This is a genomic window from Prevotella sp. tf2-5 (genome assembly GCF_900115435.1).
In the GTDB taxonomy this organism is placed as follows: Bacteria; Bacteroidota; Bacteroidia; order Bacteroidales; family Bacteroidaceae; genus Prevotella.
On record NZ_FOWK01000015.1, the window covers coordinates 24,685 to 49,384 of the forward strand.

The 24,700-nt window shown below is 48.2% G+C and carries 21 protein-coding genes; 9 read left to right on the top strand and 12 right to left on the bottom strand.

Features of this window, described 5'->3' with window-relative positions; translation table 11 throughout:
- Nucleotides 1-15: 15 nt before the first annotated feature.
- Genes BM257_RS13600 through ispE form a run of 3 tightly spaced genes read left to right on the top strand, consistent with a single transcriptional unit; the run spans nucleotide 16 to nucleotide 3,884 of the window.
- Nucleotides 16-1,263, top strand: a complete 1,248-nt coding sequence (locus BM257_RS13600; protein WP_092073802.1) for an ABC transporter permease — start codon at nucleotides 16-18, stop codon at nucleotides 1,261-1,263.
- A gap of 34 nt (nucleotides 1,264-1,297) precedes the next feature.
- Nucleotides 1,298-3,049, top strand: a complete 1,752-nt coding sequence (locus BM257_RS13605; RefSeq protein WP_092073804.1) for an AAA family ATPase — start codon at nucleotides 1,298-1,300, stop codon at nucleotides 3,047-3,049.
- A gap of 4 nt (nucleotides 3,050-3,053) precedes the next feature.
- Nucleotides 3,054-3,884 (top strand): 4-(cytidine 5'-diphospho)-2-C-methyl-D-erythritol kinase, encoded by an 831-nt coding sequence (gene ispE, locus BM257_RS13610; RefSeq protein ID WP_092073806.1) that lies wholly within the window; start codon nucleotides 3,054-3,056, stop codon nucleotides 3,882-3,884.
- Between the two features lie 200 nt (nucleotides 3,885-4,084).
- Here ispE and BM257_RS13615 read toward each other — a convergent pair whose 3' ends face one another.
- From BM257_RS13615 to BM257_RS13670, 12 genes are all read right to left on the bottom strand, one after another.
- A complete protein-coding gene (locus BM257_RS13615) occupies nucleotides 4,085-4,654 on the bottom strand; it encodes a DUF3256 family protein (protein ID WP_092073808.1) in 570 nt (189 codons plus the stop codon).
- A 24-nt stretch (nucleotides 4,655-4,678) separates the two neighbouring features.
- Complete coding sequence (locus tag BM257_RS13620; RefSeq protein WP_092073810.1) at nucleotides 4,679-5,986, bottom strand: phenylacetate--CoA ligase family protein; 1,308 nt, start codon at nucleotides 5,984-5,986, stop codon at nucleotides 4,679-4,681.
- A 14-nt stretch (nucleotides 5,987-6,000) separates the two neighbouring features.
- Complete coding sequence (locus BM257_RS13625) at nucleotides 6,001-6,645, bottom strand: ATP-binding cassette domain-containing protein (RefSeq protein WP_092073812.1); 645 nt, start codon at nucleotides 6,643-6,645, stop codon at nucleotides 6,001-6,003.
- 7 nt (nucleotides 6,646-6,652) lie between these two features.
- The gene (locus BM257_RS13630; protein ID WP_092073814.1) at nucleotides 6,653-7,381 is read right to left on the bottom strand and encodes a 16S rRNA (uracil(1498)-N(3))-methyltransferase; all 729 of its coding nucleotides are present in this window, start codon (nucleotides 7,379-7,381) and stop codon (nucleotides 6,653-6,655) included.
- Nucleotides 7,378-8,634, bottom strand: coding sequence for an MFS transporter (locus BM257_RS13635; RefSeq protein WP_092073816.1), 1,257 nt, complete (start codon nucleotides 8,632-8,634; stop codon nucleotides 7,378-7,380). The genes BM257_RS13630 and BM257_RS13635 overlap by 4 nt, the downstream gene beginning before the upstream one ends.
- Nucleotides 8,635-8,685: 51 nt before the next feature.
- Nucleotides 8,686-9,651, bottom strand: a complete 966-nt coding sequence (locus BM257_RS13640) for a DUF4296 domain-containing protein (RefSeq protein ID WP_092073818.1) — start codon at nucleotides 9,649-9,651, stop codon at nucleotides 8,686-8,688.
- The gene (locus tag BM257_RS13645) at nucleotides 9,641-10,291 is read right to left on the bottom strand and encodes a lipoprotein signal peptidase (protein WP_092073820.1); all 651 of its coding nucleotides are present in this window, start codon (nucleotides 10,289-10,291) and stop codon (nucleotides 9,641-9,643) included. The genes BM257_RS13640 and BM257_RS13645 overlap by 11 nt, the downstream gene beginning before the upstream one ends.
- Nucleotides 10,292-10,672 carry a TraR/DksA family transcriptional regulator gene (locus BM257_RS13650; RefSeq protein ID WP_092073822.1) on the bottom strand — a complete coding sequence of 127 codons (381 nt, stop codon included), beginning with the start codon at nucleotides 10,670-10,672 and terminating at the stop codon, nucleotides 10,292-10,294. It lies immediately after the preceding gene.
- 5 nt (nucleotides 10,673-10,677) lie between these two features.
- Entirely contained in the window at nucleotides 10,678-14,103 is a 3,426-nt protein-coding gene (gene ileS, locus BM257_RS13655) for an isoleucine--tRNA ligase (protein ID WP_092073824.1), read from the bottom strand.
- Between the two features lie 145 nt (nucleotides 14,104-14,248).
- Nucleotides 14,249-15,532, bottom strand: coding sequence for a tRNA lysidine(34) synthetase TilS (gene tilS / locus BM257_RS13660; protein ID WP_092073825.1), 1,284 nt, complete (start codon nucleotides 15,530-15,532; stop codon nucleotides 14,249-14,251).
- On the bottom strand, nucleotides 15,522-16,700 hold the full coding sequence (locus BM257_RS13665; RefSeq protein WP_092073875.1) for a class I SAM-dependent rRNA methyltransferase: 1,179 nt from the start codon (nucleotides 16,698-16,700) through the stop codon (nucleotides 15,522-15,524). Before BM257_RS13665 ends, tilS begins: the two co-directional genes overlap by 11 nt.
- Complete coding sequence (locus BM257_RS13670; RefSeq protein WP_092073827.1) at nucleotides 16,663-17,322, bottom strand: 3'-5' exonuclease; 660 nt, start codon at nucleotides 17,320-17,322, stop codon at nucleotides 16,663-16,665. The genes BM257_RS13665 and BM257_RS13670 overlap by 38 nt, the downstream gene beginning before the upstream one ends.
- 98 nt (nucleotides 17,323-17,420) lie before the next feature.
- On the opposite strand from BM257_RS13670, the gene BM257_RS13675 reads away from it, so the two are divergent.
- From BM257_RS13675 to BM257_RS13700, 6 genes are all read left to right on the top strand, one after another.
- Nucleotides 17,421-19,883, top strand: a complete 2,463-nt coding sequence (locus BM257_RS13675; protein ID WP_092073829.1) for an FtsK/SpoIIIE family DNA translocase — start codon at nucleotides 17,421-17,423, stop codon at nucleotides 19,881-19,883.
- A complete protein-coding gene (locus BM257_RS13680; protein ID WP_092073831.1) occupies nucleotides 19,871-20,470 on the top strand; it encodes an outer membrane lipoprotein periplasmic chaperone LolA1 in 600 nt (199 codons plus the stop codon). Before BM257_RS13675 ends, BM257_RS13680 begins: the two co-directional genes overlap by 13 nt.
- Nucleotides 20,471-20,522: 52 nt before the next feature.
- The gene (locus BM257_RS13685; protein WP_092073833.1) at nucleotides 20,523-22,016 is read left to right on the top strand and encodes a DUF5687 family protein; all 1,494 of its coding nucleotides are present in this window, start codon (nucleotides 20,523-20,525) and stop codon (nucleotides 22,014-22,016) included.
- Between the two features lie 31 nt (nucleotides 22,017-22,047).
- The gene (locus tag BM257_RS13690; RefSeq protein ID WP_092073835.1) at nucleotides 22,048-22,440 is read left to right on the top strand and encodes a DUF4491 family protein; all 393 of its coding nucleotides are present in this window, start codon (nucleotides 22,048-22,050) and stop codon (nucleotides 22,438-22,440) included.
- On the top strand, nucleotides 22,412-22,882 hold the full coding sequence (gene rlmH, locus BM257_RS13695) for a 23S rRNA (pseudouridine(1915)-N(3))-methyltransferase RlmH (protein ID WP_092073837.1): 471 nt from the start codon (nucleotides 22,412-22,414) through the stop codon (nucleotides 22,880-22,882). Before BM257_RS13690 ends, rlmH begins: the two co-directional genes overlap by 29 nt.
- Before the next feature lie 198 nt (nucleotides 22,883-23,080).
- The gene (locus tag BM257_RS13700; protein ID WP_177216133.1) at nucleotides 23,081-24,589 is read left to right on the top strand and encodes a M6 family metalloprotease domain-containing protein; all 1,509 of its coding nucleotides are present in this window, start codon (nucleotides 23,081-23,083) and stop codon (nucleotides 24,587-24,589) included.
- The last annotated feature ends 111 nt before the right edge of the window (nucleotides 24,590-24,700 follow it).

Here is a 24,700-nt window from a genome sequence, read left to right on the forward strand (position 1 = left end):
GTTAACGGTTAAGGATTGAACTTCCCATTATTCATAGCTAAGAGAATCTATTCCGACCAAGGTGACCATCGTAAGGTGAGCCGCCCAGCTATTCGTATAGCCACCATTGGTGTGGCTATCGGACTAGCCGTGATGATTATCACAGTGAGCGTGGTGATGGGCTTCAAGCATACCATCCGCGACAAGGTAGTGGGTTTCGGCAGTCACATCCAGGTAGAGAGTTTCATCGCCTCCCAGTCCGCGACACCCTATCCCGTCTGTATCGACGACTCTTTAAGAAACGTGCTGCAACGTATCGAGGGAATCCGTCATGTGAGTCGTTATGCGCTGACACAAGGTATTCTCAAAACGGACAATGACTTCCTCGGTGTCGTCTTCAAGGGTATCGGAGAGGATTATGACACCCATTTCCTGCAACAGAATCTCAAAGAGGGAAAGACACTTCAGTTCTCCTCCACGAAGAGCTCGTACCAGTTGCTTATCTCCAAAAGAATTGCCGATAAACTCGGACTGAAGGTCGGTGACCGTGTCTTTGCCTATTTTATCGATTATAATAATGTTAGAGCCCGTAAGTTTACGATTGCTGCCATCTATGAGACCAATATGACTCAGTTTGATGAAGCACTCTGCTTCACCGACCTACCTATCCCTGTGAAACTCAACAACTGGGAGAAGGACCAGTGCAGTGGCGCGGAACTGCTTGTGAGGGATTTCAACCAGCTGGAGGCTACCGCCAATCTGGTAATAGAGAAAGTAAACCGTCATACAGACCGTAATGGAGAGATACTGACCTCCCATACCGTTCAGGAGAGCTACCCGCAGATATTCTCCTGGTTGTCACTGCTTGATATCAACGTATGGATTATCCTGGTCTTGATGGTCTTCGTCGCAGGATTCACGATGATCAGTGGTCTGCTCATCATCATCCTTGAACGGACACAGATGATAGGACTCCTGAAGGCACTGGGTGCCTGCAACAAGAGTATACGCCACACATTCCTGTGGTTTGCCACCTTTATTATCGGACAAGGGATGCTATGGGGAAATATCATTGGTATCGGCTTTATCCTATTACAACAACATACAGGGTTCATCCAGCTCGACCCCGCTAACTATTATGTTACGACAGCCCCGATGGAGTTAAACATCCCTCTCATCCTGCTGCTCAATGTGGCAACACTCCTCGTCACCCTCTTCGTCCTGATCGCCCCTTCTTTCCTCGTTTCCCGTATTCACCCGTCAAAATCAATGCGATATGAATAAATAAGAAAAATTATTTGTATCTTTGCATGTGAAAATGGCGAAACAAGAAATACAGACACTCGACACGAAAAACCAAGAATGGCAGCAGGCACTGCAAGTCATTCAATATACCCGACGCTCGCTCTTCCTGACAGGAAAGGCAGGTACGGGTAAGTCGACGTTCCTACGTTATGTGGCTCAGCACACCAAGAAGAAATATGTGATCCTCGCTCCGACGGGTATTGCAGCCATCAATGCCGGTGGACAAACCTTGCACTCGTTCTTCAAACTACCCTTCCATCCCTTACTGCCCAACGACTCACGTTATAACATCCGAAATATACGGAAGACACTGAAATACAGTGGAGACACCACAAAGCTATTGCGAGAACTGGAACTCATCATCATCGATGAGATTTCAATGGTGAGAGCAGACATCATCGATTTCATCGACAAAGTGCTGCGTATCTATTGTCGGAACATGCGGGTACCCTTCGGAGGCAAGCAACTGTTACTGGTGGGAGATATCTTCCAGTTGGAGCCCGTCATCAAAGAAGACGAATGGCGGTTGATGCAACCATTCTACGCCTCTGCCTATTTCTTCTCCGCCAAGGTATGGCAGGAGATGGAACTGGTGAGCATCGAGCTGCGGAAGGTGTATCGCCAGAGTGACGCTCGTTTCATCGGACTGTTGGACCGCATCCGCCAGAACCAGACGACGGCAGAGGATTTAAGGGCAATCAACGAACGGCTGGACGCCTCTCCTAAGAAGGGGAAGAAAGAAGGAGCACTCGCTATTACACTCGCCACCAGACGGGACACCGTAGATTATATCAACGACCAGAAACTAAAAGAGTTAGAGGGTAGGTCTTCTGTCTTTCAGGGTGTGATTAAAGGTGAGTTTCCCGAGACTTCCCTACCCGCTCCCATGGAGCTGGAAGTCAAACCCGGTGCACAGGTCATCTTTATCAAAAACGACAAAGAGAAACGCTGGGTGAACGGAACCTTGGGGGTCGTGATATATATCGATGAAGGAGAGGGTATCATCACGGTGGTTGACGAGGACGGACATGAATATGACGTAGAACGGGAGGTCTGGGAGAACATGCGTTATACATTCAATGAGAAAGAACAGAAAATCGAAGAGGAGCTGTTGGGTACGTTCGTCCAGTTCCCTCTCCGATTAGCTTGGGCGATTACGGTACATAAGAGTCAGGGGCTGACTTTCCGTCAGGTGAAGATCGACTTCTCGGGAGGTGGTGCCTTTGCGGGTGGACAGACCTATGTCGCACTGAGCCGTTGTACCTCTTTAGAAGGTATCACCCTGACAGAACCCATCCGTCAGAGTGACATCTTCGTCAGGGCTGAGGTCGTCAGTTTCGCCCAACGCTATAATAACGGACAACTCATCCAACAGGCGATCTACGAGAGTAAGGCTGACAAAGAATACCACGAGGCGATGGAGGCTTTCGACCGTCAGGATTTCGATGCCTTCCTTCAACATTTCTTCGTGGCGATCCATAGTCGTTACGATATTGAGAAACCTGTCGCCAAACGACTGATTCGCAAGAAGTTAGGCATCATCACTCAACTACAGCAAGAGGTGCGTGACATTCAAGAGAAGATGAGACAGAAAGAGGAGACGCTGAAGCGCCTCGCTGTCGAGTACGTCATTCTCGGCAAGGAGTGTGAGAAGGAACACATGCCCGAGGCTGCAATCCGTAATTACGAGAAAGCACTGGAGTTATATCCGGATGCAACAGAAGCGAAAAGAAGGATTAAGAAACTAAAAACGGTTAAAGGTTAAAGATATGATGATATTTCCCATAGCAAAAGTCAATCTGGGTCTGAATGTGGTAGAACGCAGACCAGACGGTTATCATAACCTACAGACAGTATTCTACCCTGTACCCATCAAAGATGCCCTGGAGGTGTTCCCAATGGCAGAAGACTTCCCCTCTGTGGTTGACTGTGATATCAAAGTGACGAATATCCATGTGGAGGGTGACGAACAACGAAACCTGGTGGTGCGTGCCTATAACCTACTGAAACACGACTTCCCTTCCCTTCCCCGTCTGCATGCCCATCTGTATAAGGGGATCCCCACACAGGCTGGGATGGGTGGTGGCTCCAGTGATGCATCCGCCATGCTGTTGTTGCTTAACGAACAGTTTCAACTGGGACTGACTCCCCAGCAACTCATCGACTATGCCGCACAGTTAGGAGCCGACTGTCCTATCTTCATCATGAACCGTCCGGCTTATGCGGAGGGAATCGGAGAACGGCTCACATCCATTGACCTCGACCTGAAAGGCTGGTATATGGCGGTAGTACGTCCTGACATTCCTGTACCTACCAAGGAGGCTTTCGCTCACATCACCCCACAGATGCCTAAGAAATGCTGCAAGGAGATTGTCATGCAACCCATAGAGACCTGGAGAGAAGAACTGGTGAATGATTTCGAGACAAGCGTCTTCACCGCTCACCCCGAACTTGCCATTATCAAAGAACAACTCTATCAACTCGGAGCCACCTATGCCGCCATGAGTGGAAGCGGCAGTGCCCTCTTTGGGTTGTTCAGGGAACATATTGATTTGAATGAGTACTTCCCCGACATGTTCACCACATGTATGAAATTATAGAAATGTATTTTATGGGGAGGCTTTTCAAATAGGTTATAAATTAGTATATAAAAAAAGAATGATTGTCTCACGACAATCAATCTTTCATTAACCTTAATAATCTAATACCATGAAAAACACACTGCAAATATAATAAATATGTTTATTACAAAACAAGTGTTGTTATAATATCTAATACCAATTTAACGTATTTTAATTAGTTATGGATTCCATTCAACATTTCTTAACCAAGAGCTTTCTTTTTTTTGCTCTTCATGAGCCAACTGATCCAGCGCGTCAGACTGCCTGAATACCAGTCCAACGCCGGGAACCTCCATGAAATCAGCAATATATGGTTCATTGGGAATACTTAGATGTTTTGACACATCAACAGGGTTCCACGCTAACGAATAGCTCTCCACCCTGCTCTCTGGTGCATCCGTGCCATAGGTGGTAATCACACAAACCACCTGTTGACAACTGTCTACCGCCTCGCTGACAGGGAACAGACGCATCGACATCCTCATAGCGGGACTGACCTGAATAGTCAGTGACTCATCAGACAACGACAGCATCTCGCTCTTACCGCCCAACTCATTATTGACCACCGCCTTCATACCAGAATCCATGAAATCGATGAAGTCCAGACGGTTATTCTCCGTCAGGTACGGCAGCAACTCATCAGGCATCCGCAGGAAGACATCACGCATCTTCTGCTGTGCCGCACAGGGGAAGGCTGTCACCATCAAGACAGCCATCAACAGCGTTTTATAAAAAATCCTCAGCACCATTCCTTAACCGTTAACCATTCATTATTATCCACGACCAGGACGGAGATCCTTCACTCTGACAGCCTTACCCTCGCTGACAGGCAAAGAGCCTTTCTTCACGAGTTTGACACGTGGTGTCAGCAAGATTTCGTCCTTCAAGGCGCGCTGGATATCCTTCGTCATCTTCTGAAGCTCGGGATAGACATCCGTATTCAGTCCGTCCAGCTCCACTTCCACGGTCATGATGTCATTATCATCCTCCGTATCGAGTGTGATGAGGTAGTTGCTGCCCAAGCCAGGATACTGCACGAGGATTTTCTCCACCTGCATCGGGAACACATTGACACCCTTGATGATGAACATATCATCCGTACGTCCCTTGATACGGTCAATGCGACGATGCGTACGTCCACAAGGACACTCTCCGGGAATGATACGGGTAAGGTCACGGGTACGGTAGCGGAGGATCGGCATCATCGTACGGTCGAGGGTGGTGAGGATCATCTCACCAATCTCTCCATCAGGTACCGGCTCCAAGGTGTCTGGGTCAACAATCTCCAGGATGTAGTTGTCTTCCCACAGATGCATACCATTCTGTTCCAGGCATTCGAAAGCGACACCGGGACCGTTCATCTCCGTCATACCAAACGAGTTATATGCTTTAACACCCAACAGGCGCTCGATGCGCTGACGCTGTTCCTCTGTATGAGGCTCCGCACCGATAAAGAGGGTACGCAACTTCGTAGAGCGTGGGTCTACCCCCTCCTCCTGGAACACCTCCGCCAGACGGATGGCATAGGATGGAATGGCATGCAGGCATGTCGTACCGAAGTCCTTGATAAACATAATCTGACGCTTGGAGTTACCAGCAGCGGCGGGAACGGTGGTGGCACCCAGCTTCTCAGCACCATACTGGAAGCCCAGACCACCTGTGAACATACCATAGCCGGAAGAGTTCTGGAACACATCCGTGTCACGGCAGCCCACCATATACATGTCACGGGCTATCATATTCGCCCATGAGTCGATGTCATGACGGGAATAAGTAACTACGGTGGGATGCCCCGTCGTACCACTGGTAGAATGGATACGGATGGCATCCTTCATATCACCACCCACCAGTCCGAAGGGATAGTTGTCACGCAGGTCCTGTTTCGTAGTAAACGGGATCTTACGGATATCCGCGATAGTCTGGATACTGTCAGGGGTGATACCCAAGTCACCCAGGCGTTTCTTATAGAAAGGTGACTTCAGGCTAATCTCAATCGACTTACGAAGTTTCTTCACTTGCAATGCCTCCAGTTCCTCACGGGGCATCGTCTCCAATTCTGGTTGCCAATACTGATTATTCATAATATTTAGTTTTTTTACAATTTCATTATATGGTCATAAGTAAGCGGCAGTCGTTTGCCGATACTTGTAGCTATCACACCACACTGTGTCTTCTCCTTCATCTCTGTCACCATCTCCGCCATCAGCTGTGCGTTGACATCATCCAGATGGGAGATAGGCTCGTCGATCACCAGGAAGTCAGACGGTTGCACAAGACTACGGATAAAGGCGACACGCTGCTGCTGTCCATGCGAGAGTATTCCCGCCTGGACATTCAATTTCTCAGCGATACCCAGCCGGTCAAACCACTGTTCAATCGTCGGTCGGTCAATATGCCGGGTGAGGTGGTTCTTGATCTCCACATTCTCCCATGCTGTCAGCTCAGGAAACAGGCGCATCTCCTGAAAGAGCATACTGACCTGGCGCTGACGGATGTCCACCCACTGAGACACAGAGAAGTCACGGATATCCTCCGCATCATAGCATATCTGCCCTGTATAGTCGTGACGATAGCCTAACAGATAACTACAGAACGTGCTCTTCCCCTTCCCGCTCTTTGCCTCGACAAGATACACGTTTCCTTTCTCGAAACACACCTCCTTCTTCCATACGTCGGAAGTCAGACCGACACGTTGGGCAAAGACCTGTGGTAACACCTGATGAAGACTAATCTGTTGCATACCTTATTTATATTATTATTGATTTACTGAGCTGCGCCATCATCACGGCAGACAGTCCTGCCGTCTCTGTGCGCAGACGACTCTTTCCCAAATGGATGGAACGGAAGCCATGAGCCATAGCCTCCCGTACCTCATCAATGGAGAAATCACCTTCCGGTCCTATCAGGACCGTTACCTCCTCGTCAGCAGGCAAGTGCTGGAGCTCCTCATACAGATACGTACGCTCCACCTCCTCATAGCAATGGGCGATAAACCGGGCACCATGACGGTCAGCGGCAATGAAATCCTTCAGCGACACCATATCATGGAGTTCCGTCTTCCAAGCCTTACGGCTCTGTTTCATCGCAGAGACGGCAATCTTATCGATACGTTCCGTCTTCACGACTTTACGCTCAGAGAACTTACAGTCGAGGAAGGTAATCTCGTCGACTCCTATCTCCACCGCTTTCTCCACCATCCATTCCATACGGTCCATCAGTTTGGTGGGTGCGATGGCAAGATGAATATGTCCTTTCCATGGACGCTCCTGTGGCAGTACCTCCCGTATGTCATACATACAATGATGGTTGGAAGCCACCGTCACTACGGCGCGGAAGAACTGTCCCTGACCATCCATCAGCATCATCTCGTCGCCAGCGGCAAGGCGAAGCACCCGCACGGCGTGGGATGCCTCATCGGCAGGCAGCTCATTCACTCGCGCCGCATCAGGTACATAGAAATATCTCACCTCTTTCATACACGCGCCTCCCTGACTCTTTCCTGCTGAGGATGGAACATCAAATAGAATAATAAGCCGATGACGATGGCATAGCCTGCGAAGATGTACCAACATGTGGACCATTCCACCTGACCATCCATCGTATGGGCATTCACGACAGCCTGTGCCGCCAACGAGCCAAATGTCGCACCGACACCATTCGTCATCAACATGAACAAACCCTGTGCACTGGAGCGTAAACCAGGATCCGTAGACTGATTCACATACAGGGAGCCACTGATATTGAAGAAATCAAAAGCGACACCATAGACGATCATAGACAGCACGAACATCCACACACCACTACCCGGGTTACCCATTCCCAGAAGTCCAAAACGGAAGAACCAGGCGACCATCGCTATCAGCACAACCCGTTTGATACCAAAGTGTTTCATGAAGAACGGGATGAGCAGGATACAGAATGTCTCACTGAACTGCGAGATGGAATAGAGTATCAGCGGATATCTCACCCCAAAGGAGTCCGCATACGCTGGGATACGCTGGAAATGATTGATGAACGGTGTGGCGAAACCATTGGTGATCTGCAGACAGACACCTATGAACATAGAGAATATCAGGAATACCGCCATAGACCTCTTCTTAAACAAGACAAAAGCCTGTAGTCCGAAAGTCTCCACAAAAGACTGTTTCCCACGATTGCCGTTCACAGGACACGATGGCAGTGTGAAGGCATAGAGAAACAATAACAGGCTCAACATTCCACTGACGAGGAACTGATGGTGCGTGTGCTCATAATCCAGGATATCGACCAGCCACATCATAGCGATGAAACCGATGGTCCCAAACACACGGATGGGCGGGAAAGTCCTCACCGGATCCATCCCCTCCTTCAACAATGCGTTATAAGAGACGGAATACGACAAGGCGAGTGACGGCATATAGAAGGCAACACTCATGCTATACAACCCAAACAAAACGGGGAAGGCAGCATGCGTACCTTCTTGTTGTCCGTAGAGCCCTGTCAGGATCATAAAGACACCTGCCATCAGATGACAGAAGCCATACAACCGCTGGGCAGGTATCCACCTGTCGGCGACAATACCCATCAGCGTTGGCATAAAGAGAGACACAAAACCCTGCATGGCAAAGAAAGAACCGATATGATGACCCATCCCCAACTCCATGAGATGAAGTCCCATACACGTCAGGTATGCCCCCCATACACCAAACTGCAGGAAGCTCATCAATGCCAAACGTACTCTCAGGTTCATTGTCTTTATATGATAGGTTCTTTATGATTCCAAAGGGTTAATGCCCCCTCCTCATTTTCGCATAGTCTTAAACGGCTGCTTGTCCACTCTGTGAACGGCAGCTCCCTTGTCAGAGGGTAATAGTCTACCACCTTGCCGTTGCTGACCTCCACGACTTGTTGAGTCAGTACCGTTCCCTGGACGGTCTGCAGCTCCGGACAAGCTATCTTTCTTATTCTCGTCATTGGATTTGGGCTCATCTTTCTTCTCTTTTGAATGGAAGCGAATCAATTGTATCTGACTGATGAACAACATCTTACGCACCTCATTGGCACGGTCGTTGTTGTTCAGATATATAAATCCGCGCAGTTCCTTCAGCGTTCCTTCACGGTTCTCGGGGATACGGATCTGCGACTGTCCCGTCATATTGACATGACTGACGGTCTGCGTCGTACTGTCATTCTCATATTTGGCGACCAGACAAACCACAACGTCACGGGAACCACTCTGATAGATGAAGTCAGACATAAACTGGAACATGAAAGAGTCACCTTTATAATAGGAGGTGTCTGCCTTCACATAGATATCATAACGGTTTGTCGTCGGCATGGGCAGCAAAAGCACGTCTGTCTCGTTCTGCCATACATTCGCCGTATCACCCACTGTACTGTATGCCGAATACTTATTGAGGTCACCCACAGAGGCGCCCAGAGCCTTCGCCTCGTCATTCAGACGTTCCTTCACATGCTGGTAGATGCCCTTCAGGCGCTCAGCATGAGAATAGTAATAGACCAGAGAAGAGTCGAACTCCGCCTCCGTGACATCATGTTTCTTGAGGACGGCGTGGAAAAAAGCGTTTTTATCGTAATAATTCTCCTCACTGTTCCTATGACTTGTCTCATTCGCCATTGCCTGTGCCACATGATAGTCATATAGGATATCCTCCAGTTCTCCGGGTTGGATGAATTCCGAAGGGACAGTAGGCTTACAGCCTATCATGACAAGCATCAATATGACAATGGGCAGACTATTCCTCATGAGTTTTCTCCTTCTTATAAGTAATCTCTATCTCGCTGATCTCCTTACGATAGAAGAGCAACAGTAGGACGACACCTACAGATATCGACGCATCAGCGAAATTGAAGATAGGACTGAAGAACACAAACTCGTTTCCTCCCACCATCGGCACCCAGTCAGGCCATGTCGTCACGATCAACGGAAAGTAGAACATGTCCACCACCTTTCCCATCAAGAATGGCGCATAACCTGTCCCGAAGGGTACGAAATAAGAGGTGTAGAACGCTGAGGAAGCGTTGAAAATCAACCCGTAGAACATCGAGTCGAAGATATTACCTGCGGCACCAGCCATCACCATCGCCAGACAAACGATATAACCGAAGCGTACAGGTTTCCTGACCTGTCGCGCAATATACCAGCCGAGGATAGCCACAGCGACGACACGGAAGATAGAGAGCACGAGCTTAGAGCCTATCTCCATCCCATACGCCATTCCGTTATTCTCGATAAACACGATCTTAAACCATGAGAAAATCTCGATTTGCTCGTGAAGAGTCATATTGGTCTTCACCCAAATCTTGATAATCTGGTCGACAACAAGGATTGCCATTACTATTGCAACGGCAATCCATCCGCGTTTAGCGATATTCTTACTCTCCATTTATTTCTTGCCTGCCATCTTCGACTCCACACTCAAAGTAGCATGGGGAACGGCACGCAGACGTTCTTTTGGAATCAGCTTACCTGTGATACGGTCGATGCCATAGGTCTTATTCTCAATACGTACCAAGGCAGCCTTCAGTCCCTGAATGAATTTCTGCTGTCGTGATGCCATCTGTATCAACTCCTCTTTCGACTGGGTTGCGCTACCCTCTTCCAATGCCTTGTAAGTGGGAGATGTGTCATCCACGTCGTTAGAGTCCTTATTCATTAGGACATTCATCATTTGGTCATAGTCACGCTTGGCTAATGCCAGTTTCTCATTAATTATCTGACGGAACTCTTCCAGCTCCTCATCAGAATAACGTGTTTTTTCTACCATAATAATTAGGATTTAGTTATTTTGATATTCAATTTAAACTCGTCAAAGTCCACTTCCACGCCCTCGTTAGGAGCGATCGTGATATCATCCGCCAACACCTGTGTCTTGATATAGTCACCATATCCTGCCACCGCCTTCTGGATCTCCTCGTTCGGAGCCAGAGTGATATGGATGCGGTCAGTAATCTCCAGACCGCTGTCCTTACGGATGTTCTGTATACGGTTGATAATCTCACGAGCCATACCCTCCTGCCTCAGCTCATCAGTGAGCTCCACTTCAAGAGCGACAGTCAAGTTACCCTCATTTGACACAAGCCATCCTGGGATGTCCTCACTGATAATCTCCACATCCTCGGTTAGAATTTCTATAGGATCTACAGAATCTATAGGAACTATAGTGAGTCTGCCATTGGCTTCCAGCTCGGCGATCTGTTCTTGAGAGAGGGTATCGACGGCAGCGGCAACACTCTTCATCATCTTACCGAACTTCTTACCCATAGTACGGAAGTTACACTTCACTTTCTTCACCAGGATACCGGTGCCCTCCACGAATTTCAGCTCCTTCACATTCACCTCATGCATGATCAGGTCTTTCACTGCCTCGATATGACGTTTCTGCTCTTCTGTGGCAGGAATCATCATACTCTGCAGCGGCTGGCGCACCTTGATATTCACCTTACGGCGCAGGGCAAGAACCATTGACGTGATCTTCTGCGCCATCTCCATACGTGCCTCCAGATCCTCGTCAATCATCGACTCATCAGCTACGGGGAAGGCGTCAAGATGCACACTATCCTTTTCACCGCCCAGGTCAACATAGAGCTGATCGGCATAGAACGGTGCGAATGGCGCCAAGAGTTTTGAGATCGTCATCAGACAGGTATAGAGGGTCTCATAAGCAGAGCGCTTGTCATCACTCATCTCCTTACCCCAGAAACGCTTACGGTTCAGGCGCACATACCAGTTCGACAGGTCGTCATTGACAAAGGAGTCGATCAGTCGACCAGCACGTGTCGGGTCGTAATTCTCCAATTCTGCCGTCACCTTCTTGATGAGGGTGTTCAATGAGGAGAGAATCCATCGGTCAATCTCCGGTCTTGTTTGTTGCTGTGACACAGCAATTGACGGGACAAAACCGTCCACATTGGCATACAAGGCAAAGAAGCTGTATGTATTGTATAATGTCCCGAAGAACTTACGACGTATCTCATCCACGCCCTCAGGGTCGAACTTCAGGTTATCCCAAGGTTCTGAGTTTGTCATCATATACAGACGTACGGCGTCCGAGCCGTATTTCTCTATCATCTCAAACGGATTCACCACATTACCCACATGCTTGGACATCTTATTACCCTTCGCATCCAGAACCAGTCCTGAGGAGATCACATTCTTGAAGGCGACAGAGTCGAAGATCATTGTGGCGATAGCATGCAGGGTAAAGAACCATCCACGAGTCTGATCCACACCCTCATTGATGAAATCGGCAGGGAACGCCTTATTCTTGTCGATAGCGTCACGATTCTCAAAAGGATAGTGAATCTGGGCGTATGGCATAGAGCCAGAGTCAAACCACACGTCAATCAGGTCGCTCTCACGTTTCATCGGTTTGCCACTCTCACTCACCAACATGATATAGTCGACATAGGGACGATGGAGGTCTATCTTGTCATAGTTCTCCTGGGACATATCACCAGGTACAAACCCCTTATCCTTCAGAGGATTAGAGGTCATAACACCTGCTTTGACAGCCTTCTCTATCTCGTTATAGAGTTCCTCCACAGAACCGATACAGATTTCCTCACCCTCCTCAGAACGCCAGATGGGAAGAGGTGTACCCCAGAAACGACTACGTGACAGGTTCCAGTCATTCAGGTTATCGAGCCAGTTACCGAAACGTCCCGTACCTGTTGACTCAGGCTGCCAGTTAATCGTCTTATTCAGTTCACTCATGCGCTCCTTCTTTGCCGTGCTCTTGATAAACCACGAATCCAACGGATAGTAGAGCACAGGCTTGTCTGTACGCCAGCAGTGAGGATAGTTATGCACATGTTTCTCGATCTTGAACACTTTATTCTGTGCCTTCAGGTCCATGCAGATGGAGATATCCAGTGTCTCATCCTTGTCTGTCAGTGTCTCGTCATAGGCATTCTTCACGTAACGTCCCGCAAACTTGTTCCATTCATCAACATTGACATAGTTCTTCACGAAGTCCGGGTCAAGGTCCTCGATAACGAAATACTTACCCTGCAGGTCGACCACAGGACGCTCCGCACCTTTCTTGTCAATCAGTACGATAGGACAGATTCCTGCCTTCTTAGCCACAAAAGCATCGTCGGCACCGAAGTTGGGAGCGATATGCACGATACCGGCACCATCCTCTGTCGTCACATAGTCACCAGGGATCACCTTAAATGCGTCACCCATAGGTTTGATGGCTGGCATCAGTTGCTCATACTCCATTCCCACGAGATCTGTGCCTTTATAGCGGGCGATAATACGATAAGGTATCATCTTCTCACCTTTCTTATATTCTGGTAGCTCACCACCATCAGTGATGGCGCCCTCGGCAGGAAGATAAGCATTGAGACGCGCCTCGGCAAGCACCAATGTCACCTTGTCGGCAGTATAAGGATTATACGTCTGCACAGCCACATAGTCGATCTTCGGTCCCACGCAAAGCGCAGAGTTAGCGGCAAGCGTCCATGGTGTCGTCGTCCATGCGAGGAAATAGGGCGTTCCCCACTCCGTCATCTCTGGTTTCGGATTCTTCATCTTGAACTGTGCCGTACAGGTGGTATCCTTCACATCACGGTAACAACCTGGCTGGTTGAGCTCATGGGAAGACAGTCCCGTGCCGGCGGCAGGAGAATAGGGCTGGATAGTATAGCCTTTATAAAGCAGTCCTTTCTGATAGAACTGTTTCAGCAACCACCAGAGGGTCTCGATATACTTGTTGTCATAGGTGATATACGGATGATCCAGGTCGACGAAGTAACCCATCTTCTCGGTCAGCTCACGCCACTCCGCCGTGTACATCATCACGTTCTCACGGCACTTGAGGTTATAATCCTCTGTGGAGATATAACGCTCCGACTCTTTGTTGTCAATGTCCGCCTTTGTGATACCAAGTTCCTTCTCCACGCCCAGCTCTACAGGCAGTCCGTGGGTGTCCCACCCAGCCTTGCGGTGTACCTGATAGCCACGCATGGTCTTATAACGGTTGAAGGTATCCTTGATGGAACGCGCCAATACATGATGAATGCCAGGATGACCGTTAGCCGAGGGAGGTCCCTCGAAGAACACAAACTGAGGACAGCCCTCACGCTCCTCTATAGAGCGAAGGAACACATTCTTCTCCTTCCACATCTGCAGGATGTCATTGTTCACCTGCGTCAAGTTCATACCGCCATGTTCGGCGAATCTCTTTCCCATAAATTTATCTTATTTTTCTTTACTTTTTCCTTACTTCTTAATTTTAATGCGCAAAGTTACAAATAAAAAATGAAATAACAAACAACTTTTGTCATAATTATATTAACGAAAGATATGTTTATCTTACTAACTAATTGGTTGAGAACTAATTAGTATAAAGAGCCAGTACTTCGGTGGTGGAATCAGAGACACGGAAACGGTGGTCGGTACGGATACCAACGAGCCACACGACCTGGTTTTCCGCATCTGTGACCACCAACTGACGACGTTTATCGAAGACATTCATCTTACGGTCGGTCATCAGGTCGCTTAACAGTTTTCGTCCCTCCATACCGTATGGCTGCATCACATCGCCCTCCTCTACTCTCCTGACCGTCAACGGAAAGCGTACCTTTGAGGCATCAAGCGTGGCGACGGTTGCTTCTTTCGATATCCAAACAGACTCTTTCTTCACCGTGAGTCTCGTCAGATCATCCAGGACATAGGTTCCCTCCTCTGGAATCCGCAATGTTTTGAACGGTTTCAACGATGGTTCAACGAGCAGTCTCTCCCGGTCGACCAACAAGTCATAGCCTTCCGGAGAGGAGAAGAAACGACCCGTCTCCGCTGCCATCACCTGTCTTACTTGCGTCCCGTTGAAACCGTATTGTTTTGCCCATTGGTGTATTATATATTCACTTGAACCGTATTTCTTTAAACTGTTAAGTTCTAAGGTTTTAACACCAATATACTTATTTACAATCGCATCTAACACCTGTTGTGCTTCTACCAAATTTTCCGCTGTACGCTGTATGTTCTCCGACACGGCAGGATTCAACTCCTTTAACAACGGCAGCACCTTCAAGCGAACCACATTACGCTGCACGTCCGCCTCAAGATTGGTGGAGTCCGTCACATATTCCTGACCTTTTGTTTTCAGGTACACCTCAATCTCCTGTCTTGAGACACACAACAACGGACGGAGAATATGACCATTCCGTGGCTGAATTCCCGTCAGTCCCTTTAAACCCGTGCCACGTACCAGATTCAGCAAGACTGTCTCCACCGTGTCATCCCGATGATGCGCCACACAGACACCTGCTACCCCAATGTCTTCTTTTAGCTGTTCAAAATAGCGGTATCTGAGTTCTCGCGCTGCCATTTCAACGCTTACCTTATGCGTCTCTGCATACGTCAGCGTGTCAAAATGGATACGATGAAATGGGATGTTTTTCTGTTGACAAAGATGCTCACAGAACTGTTCGTCCCTGTCTGACTCTGTCCCGCGAAGATGGAAGTTACAATGAACAGCATGAACTTTATAACCCATTTCATCGAGCAGCAACAGCAAGGCGACACTATCCGCACCTCCGCTCAACGCAACAAGATATAACTCATTAATATCAAGAAGCTTATGTTTTTTGATATAATCTTTTACTTTACTCAACATAGAGTACTAATCCCTTCAAATATTCTCCTTCCGGATGGTAGATATTAATAGGATGATCGGCAGGTTGGTGTAACTGGTGCAGAACACGTACCTTACGCTTGGCAAGTGCCGCCGCCGTGAATACTGCATTACGGAAATGATCTTTCGTCACCACCTGTGAACAAGAGAACGTAAAGAGGATGCCACCCTTCTCTATCTTCTCAAAAGCCTTCTGATTCAAACGGGTATAGCCTTTCAGTGCGTTATGCAGGGCACCACGGTGCTTGGCAAACGCCGGAGGGTCTAGGATGATGAGGTTGTAACCCGATTCTGCTTTCTCCAAGAACTTAAAGGCATCCTCACAATAGGCTTCATGACGGGCATCACCAGGAAAGTTCAAAGAGACATTCTCTTTCGTCAGTGCTATCGCCTTCGCTGAGCTGTCGACAGAGTGTACCAGCTCTGCCCCGCCACGCATGGCATAGAAAGAGAACCCACCCGTATAACAGAACATATTCAGCACACGTTTCCCTTTGGCATATCGCTCCAACAACGAGCGATTCTCCCGCTGGTCCACGAAAAAGCCAGTCTTCTGTCCTCTAAGCCAGTCGACACGGAACTTCAGCCCGTTCTCCAAGGCGATATTATCGTCGCTGCCACCATAGAGGAACCCGTTCATGTCATCTTCCGTCATAAAAGGCAAGGTCGTCTCACTCTTATAATAGATATGGGAAACACGCGAATCCATCACTTTCACAAGTGCTTTCGCAACCTCCTTACGCATCAGGTGCATACCGATGGAATGGGCTTGCATCACAGCCGTTTGTCCATAGACATCAATAATCAAGCCAGGAAGATTGTCTCCTTCACCATGCACCAGACGGTAGGTGTTGTTCCGTGGGTTATCGGCGATACCGATGGCAAGACGCATCTGCAATGCCGACTGCAGACGGGAGAACCAGAAATCATCATCGATCTCCACGTCAGAGAAAGTCAGGACACGAACAGCGATAGAACCTTGCTGATAATGTCCGACAGCGATGAAATCGCCCTCATAAGTGACAACACGCACCAACTGACCTTCCTGAACCCCATCCTCTATCTGTTGGATGGCACCAGAAAAGACCCACGGATGAAAACGCCTCAGGCTCTCATCCTTCCCCTTCCGTAACTGTATCTTTTTGTACATGATCATTTTCTACTTTTATCAATTCATAATCACCGGTCTCTTCCAATCGAAGCAGTTCCTCATAGAGCAAGACACAGGTCCATGCGTCTGTCGCCGCATAGTTCTTCTGTTTGTCCGTCAACAGGTCCGCTTCCCAGTTAGAGAGCTGGTCACGCTTACTGATCCTTTGTCCGAAGAAATTAGCGAAAAGCTTCTGGAGACTCATATCCTCCACCCCTATCTCCTTTACTTTATCCTGTAAGTCAATGAAGCTCCCACGGATGAAATCGCCACGCTTGGCAAGCATCATCAGGTCGTCATGAAGCGACAGTCCTATTTTGGGGACCTTGGTGTCCTCGAGGAATCTTTTGATGGAGGAAGACAAACCAATCTGGTTGAGGCGGAACAAAAAACAAGTGTCATGTGTGGCTACTTGGAGAAGAGCGACTTGATTAATCTTTCCTTTCTTAAAAGACGGACGTGTCTCTGTGTCAATGCCAAGGATAGGTTGTGTCAGCAAATAATCCACAGCCTTCTCCGCCTCTTTTTCTGTGATAACGACAATGATACGTCCCTCAAAAAGTACTCTTGGAAGGGCTGCTATTTTCGACTTGTCATATCGACTATATAAAATCTTTTTCATCAAACTTTTGTTTTCAACGTGCAAAAATACAAAAAAAAGACGATTTTATGGCGATTTCTGATTTTTTTCAATTACTTTTGCACATTATTTAAATAATTATGGCAAAGAAAAAGAAGACAAGTACCGCCTCATCATTTAAAGAGGCTATCGGTATTGACAAGATATTCCACAACGAGCGACTGAACTTTTTTCTTGGTTTCTTGTTGCTGCTGGTGTCTTGTTATATGATATGGGCATTCATCTCCTATCTGACGACAGGGGCTGCTGATCAGAGTATGATCGAGGAGCCGCGGGAAGGGGAAGTGTTAAATCAAAACGGTGAGTTCCAGAACGCATGCGGTTCTATGGGAGCCTATTGTGCATGGTTCTTCGTCAAGCGTTGCTTCGGATTATCCGCCTTTCTGATACCCGTCTTCCTCCTGCTGGTCTCCGTCAATTTGATGAGAGCCTATAAGGTGAACCTGTTGAAATGGTTCCTGGGAATCGCTATTGTCACGATATGGCTGTCTGTCACGATGGCAAAATTCGCGACCCCGTTCTTTACGGATGCCCATTTCAACCCTGGTGGAGACCATGGCTTGGCGATCTGTGAGACTATACAAGGATTACTGGGTGCCCCAGGACTGACTTTCTTGCTGGGTGTCACTGCCATCGCATTCCTCATCTATCTCAGTGCTGAGACCATTTTCATCATCCGCAAGATATTCAACCCCCTGCGCTATCTGAAGAAGATACCGATGGAGATAAACATCGGCAAAGGCGACACCGAGGAGAGTAAACAAGAAATAGAGACTTTAGAGGATCCTACGGTCTTCGATGACCCACAGGAACAAGTGGTGGAGTTCGGTCCAGAGAATGACACCCCCGAGGAAAAAGAGCCGCAACACGTATCTGTTGTTGAGAAGAAAGACACCGTCATGGCTGACGACATCATCCCATCCGTTGAAGATGAGTCAGGTGTTGAGATGACTGTTGACACAGGAATGAAGGAGGAGACTGCTGACGGTAAGGATCTTGTAGGCGACTATGGTGACATCTCCACACCTTACGATCCGAAACGTGACCTGGAGAACTACCATTACCCGACCCTCGACCTGTTGAAGAAATACGATAACGACGGGAAGCCTTATATCGATATGGCAGAGCAGACCGCCAACAAGAACCGTATCGTGGACGTGCTGCGTAACTTCGGTGTGGAGATCAGCAGTATCAAGGCGACAGTAGGTCCCACCATCACACTCTATGAGATCACACCAGCACCCGGTGTACGTATCTCCCGCATCCGTAATCTGGAAGACGACATAGCACTGAGTCTTTCCGCCTTGGGTATCCGTATCATCGCCCCTATCCCTGGAAAGGGCACGATAGGTATTGAGGTTCCAAATGCGAAACCCAGTATCGTCTCGATGGAATCAATCCTTAACTCGAAGAAGTTCCAAGAGTCTAACATGGACCTTCCCTGTGCCGTCGGTAAGACAATCACCAACGAGGTCTTCATGTTCGACCTTGCCAAAGCGCCCCACCTGCTGGTGGCTGGTGCCACAGGACAGGGTAAGTCTGTTGGCTTGAACGCCATCATCACCTCTTTATTATATAAGAAGCATCCCGCAGAATTGAAGATCGTACTCGTCGACCCGAAAAAAGTGGAGTTCAGCATCTATTCCTCCATCGACAAGCACTTCCTGGCGAAAGTACCGGAAGAGGAGGCAGACCCCATCATTACCGATGTCACGAAAGTGGTACGCACCTTGAACTCTCTGTGTAAGGAGATGGATACCCGTTATGACCTGTTGAAGATAGCGCAGGCTCGTAACATCAAGGAGTACAATAAGAAATTCATCGACCGACAGTTGAATCCCAATAACGGACATCGCTTCATGCCCTATATTGTCGTCGTCATCGATGAGTTTGGTGATTTGATCATGACGGCAGGAAAGGAAGTGGAGCTTCCTATTGCCCGTATCGCCCAGTTGGCGCGTGCCGTCGGCATCCACATGATTATCGCGACCCAGCGTCCTACGACGAATATCATCACTGGTACCATCAAGGCGAACTTCCCCAGTCGTATCGCTTTCCGTGTTGGTGCCATGATTGACTCCCGCACGATTCTTGACCGTCCTGGTGCCCAGCAGTTGATTGGTAAGGGTGACATGCTTTATCTCAACGGTGGTGAACCCGTGCGTGTACAGTGTGCCTTTGTTGACACACCGGAGGTAGAACGCATCAATCAGTTTATTGCTCAGCAACAAGGATATCCCACAACCTTTGAGCTGCCTGAGCCTGATATGCCAGACGATGATCTGGGAGAGTCCGCCGATGTGGACATGCAGCACCTTGACCCGATGTTTGAGGACGCTGCCCGTCTGATCGTCATCAACCAGAGTGGTTCGACGAGTCTCATCCAACGGAAGTTCGCCATTGGCTACAACCGTGCAGGTCGTCTGATGGATCAGTTGGAGAAGGCTGGCGTGGTAGGCGCTGCTCATGGTTCTAAGCCTCGTGAGGTATTGATACAAGATGAGAATAGTCTGGATAATCTTTTAAGTCAATGGAGAAGATAAGAATAAGGATAACAGGTATATTACTGCTCTTGGCAGGAGCGATATACGGACAGAATGCTAAACAGGTTCTTGACAAGACTGCCAGTGTCGTCTCTAACAAAGGCGGTGTGGAGGCTTCGTTTACCATCAGTAGCAAACAGTATGGTAATACGAATGGCACCATCGCTATTAAGGGACGTAAGTTCCATGCGGACACCAATGAGGCGACGGTATGGTTTGACGGCAAGACCCAATGGACGTATGTCAAGCAGAACGACGAGGTGAATGTCAACAATCCCACTGCCGCCGACCTACAGGCTATCAATCCCTATAATTTTATATATATGTATAAGCAGGGATATGCCTTCTCGATGTCGACCAGCGGGAACAGCTATGTCGTCACACTGAAAGGGAAAGACAAAGGGGTGAGTGAGATGGTCATCACCATTCATAAGCAGACCTATGTCCCTACTCAGATCCGCATGCTTCAGAACAAGCAATGGACAACCATCAAGGTGTCTAATTTCAGGACGGCGAAGCTCTCCGACAGTATTTTCCGCTTTAACCCCAAGTCCTATCCTAATGCAGAGGTCATAGACCTGCGATAGTTGATAGTTGATAGATGATAGTTGAAAGTTGACAGGTGATAGTTGACAGGTGATGGATAAGATACAACTGTTTTTCTTGTTACGTAAGAACAAGAAGCTGAGCGAGAAACGTAACGTGATGTTTGAGGCAAACCAGTATGGCAAGTTCTTTGCCTATCTGGGATTTGCGTTCTTCGTGGTCTACTTCATCGCCATCGGTACTTTTTTAGGATGGGCGGCAGTAAACGAGGATGAGTATCAGTTGCTGTTTGTCACTCTCCCATTCATCCTCCTCTTGGACTTTTTCGGACGTTTCATGACGCAACAGACACCCGTCATGCTGGTAAAGCCCTACCTCTTGATGCCTGTCAGCAAATACACAGCTATTGAATGCTTCCTGGTATCACAGCTCTTCGATGTCAGCAACCTGACATGGATGGCATTGTTCCTGCCTTACACCTTTATCTGTGTCTGTGGCAATATGACCCTCATACAAGGATTTGCCATGTTGCTGTTGCTCCATCTGATGATCCTGACCAACAGCCAGTGGTACCTGCTGGTACGGACACTGGTTAACAAGAGTCTCTACTGGTGGGCTTTGCCTGTTGCTTTCTACGGTTCTGTCATCCTGCCCTTCTTTTTGCTGTCTGACCGTTCCGTCGAGAAATACTTCGATAAGATATTCGATTTCATCGAGGAGTACGCCTTCTCATGGTATGCTTTCGTCCTTTTCATAGTCCTTTTCATCATCTTGTTCCTCATCAACCGCAAGTTGCAGATGCACCTCGTCTATGATGAGATATCCAAGCATGAGAGGACCAAGATGAAACATGTCTCTGAGTTCGCGGCTCTCAACCGCTTCGGACAGATTGGTGAGTATCTCAAACTGGAGATCAAGAGTACCATGCGAAACAAAGCGATCCGTACCCGTTTCCTACAAGGTGTCGTCATCATCACTATCCTCTCCCTGATGATCGCCTATACCGATGCTTATACGGGAGGTTTTGCCCGTAACATGTGGTGCCTGTACTGTTTCGTATTCTTCGGAGCGGTCAATTTGGTGAAGGTAATGGGACCTGAGGGGAACTACATCGACCTCCTGATGGTCCATGAGGAGAATATCCTTACCTTGTTGCGTGCCAAGTATTATTTCTACTGCGCCATCGTACTGCTTCCCTTTATCCTGCTCCTCCCTCCTATCATCTCAGGGAAGTTCTCGTTGTTGATGGTTCTCGCTTATCTGTTGATAACCACAGGACCAGAATACTGTCTGCTTTTCCAACTTGCGATATGGAACATGACCACCTTGCCCTTGAATGACAAGATAACTGGTAAGAACCAGTTTGAGAACAAGCTCCAACTGATCATAGAACTCATCGTGTTCTTCGTACCTGTTGCCCTGGTACTCATTCTTCAGGCAATCTTCAACGATACGGTAGCCTATACTGTCATGATTGTCATCGGACTTGCTTTCACCCTTGCCACACCCTATTGGATGCGGAATATCTACCAGAGAATGATGCGTCACCGCTATGAGAACCTGGAGGGCTTCCATTCTACGAGGTAGAGATAATGAGAAAAATAACAAAAGAAAAGATATGTATTTCACAGGTATTATCATAGCCATCTGCACATTTCTGACTATAGGGATATGGCATCCCATCGTCATCAAGACCGAATACCACTGGGGTACTCGTCCATGGATTGTATATCTGATCATCGGACTCGTCTGTATCATTGCGGCATTGTTTGTTGAGAACACGATCGTTTCCGCTATTATCGGAGTCTTCGGCGCCTCTGCCCTATGGGGTATAGGTGAACTGTTCTCTCAGAAGAAACGCGTACAGAAGGGATGGTTCCCGATGAATCCGAAGCGTCGTGACGAATATCCTCCGATTGACAAGGACGAGACGCTCTGTCCCATACATCATGGCAAGAGTATTTACGCTATTGAGGAAGACGATGAAAACACTGCTGATACAAGTCGGTAAGACTGTCAATAAGCATTTCGTAGCGGGTATTAATGATTATGTGGAGCGCGTCAATCACTATATGCCCTTCGAGCTTATGACCATTCCTGAGCTCAAGAACACCAAGAACCTCTCTGAAGACCAACAGAAGCAAGCAGAGGGTGAACTGATCCTCCGCCAGTTGCAACCCTCGGACACCGTTGTCCTCCTCGATGAGCACGGCAAGGAGTATCGTAGCGTGGAGTTCGCCCGTTGGTTGGAACAGAAACGCAACACCGCCCGCCGACTCGTCTTCGTCATCGGTGGTCCTTATGGTTTTTCCCCTGCTGTCTATGCAAGAGCCAACGAGCAACTCAGCTTATCAAAGATGACCTTCTCCCACCAGATGATACGTCTTACCTTCACCGAACAGGTCTACCGTGCCTGTACCATCATCAAAGGCGAACCATATCATCATGAGTGAAGCCTCTTTTTCAGTAAGGTTGATGTCAGGCACAATACCTGTCATCTAAACTATTTTGAGCCTACAGTTTCATGACACGTACCTGTCCCTGCGTCATCTTTGATAATAAACAGTTAATAAACAATAAATTATTTGGGAAGCAACATAGAAGTTCATATATTCGTATTGTCAAACACATAAAAGACTCAATAAATGGAGATGATACTGAACGAATATCACAAAAAACATATAAAATCTCTGGCATTTCTCGTGCTGCTGCTGTTTACCATAACAGCGGCAGCACAGGATGCTGTCATTCGACGTGGTTGTCGTGTAGGCACACCGCGTCCGGAAGGCATGGTCCTACGTCGTGGTGCTCCAGGTGGGCAGACAAAGCAGACGGGTGGTAACTTCTATCATAGTGAGCGTTACCAGTTAACGGTTCTGGTGGAGTTCAACGACCGTTCGTTCAAGGGCGACGAAGCAGCAACCTTGGCACAATGGAACCTCATCTTTAATGTCGAGGACCTGTCGCAGGCGCCCTTCAAGGGTTCTGTTCACGACTACTTCTACGCACAGAGCTATGGTGCTTTCGACCTTACTTTTGACTTAGTATACGTCAAGGTGGAAGGCGATGCGGAGAAGTATGCCAGCGACGCAAATACCGACGAGAACTCGCAGTATCTGGTGCAGGACATTATGGAGGTATTAAAGACTCGCAACATCGACTGGAGCCTCTACGACTGGAACGGCGACGGTTTCGTCAACCAGCTGCTCATTATCTATGCCGGTCATGGCATGAACGACTATGCTGGTTCTGACCTGATATGGCCGCACCAATGGTGGATGAGCGAACATCTGAAGGACAAAACGCCGGGTGTCTATTGCGATCCTATCCCCGTCACCTATAACGACAAGGAGTACAAGGTAGACTGCTACTGTGCCTTGGCTGAGCTGACCAAGAACGATGACTACGGCTCTTTCGGCACCATCTGTCATGAGTACACCCACTGTTTCGGATTCCCCGACTTTTATTATGGTAGCAAATCATACCTTGGTGCTTGGGAACTGATGGACTATGGAAATTATAACGGGAACGGCTATTGTCCTGCAGGCTATTCTGCCTACGAACGGTGGCTGATGGGCTGGCTCACGCCCACCGAGCTGACATCAGCAACAACCGTAACTGATATGCCTGCTCTGAACGACAAGCCACAGGCCTACCTCATCCGCAACGATGGCTTCGAAAACGAATACTACTTGGTGGAGAACCGCCAGCAGAAAGGATGGGACACCAATATTCCCGGCAAAGGCATCATTGTATTCCATATCGACTATGATCCGACCCTATGGATCAGCGTGAAGGAATATGTCAACAAACCTTCCCGTCAACACTATCTCATCTTCCCTGCCAACAACAACTCATCTACAGCAACATATAATTGTCAAAACTGGTCCTATCCGTACAATAACAACAATGAGCTGACCAATACATCTAGTCCTGATGCCATACTGTGGAATGCTAATACAGACGGCACCCTGTTTATGAACAAACCTATCACCAACATAACCGTACAGGATGGCAAGGCTTCCTTCGACTTCATGAAGTCAGAGACAGCCATTGGTATTCAGACCGTTACCGGCATCCCACAGGTGCTCTATGAGTATGGACCGCTACGTTTCGTCCGCATGACCGATGGAACCATCAAAAAAGTCATGAAGCATTGACCAAGCCTAGAAATTTGGAAATTTGGGGACGGTTCTCAACGATCCACGATTGACAAGGACGAGACGCTCTGTCCCATACATCATGGCAAGAGTATTTACGCTATTGAGGAA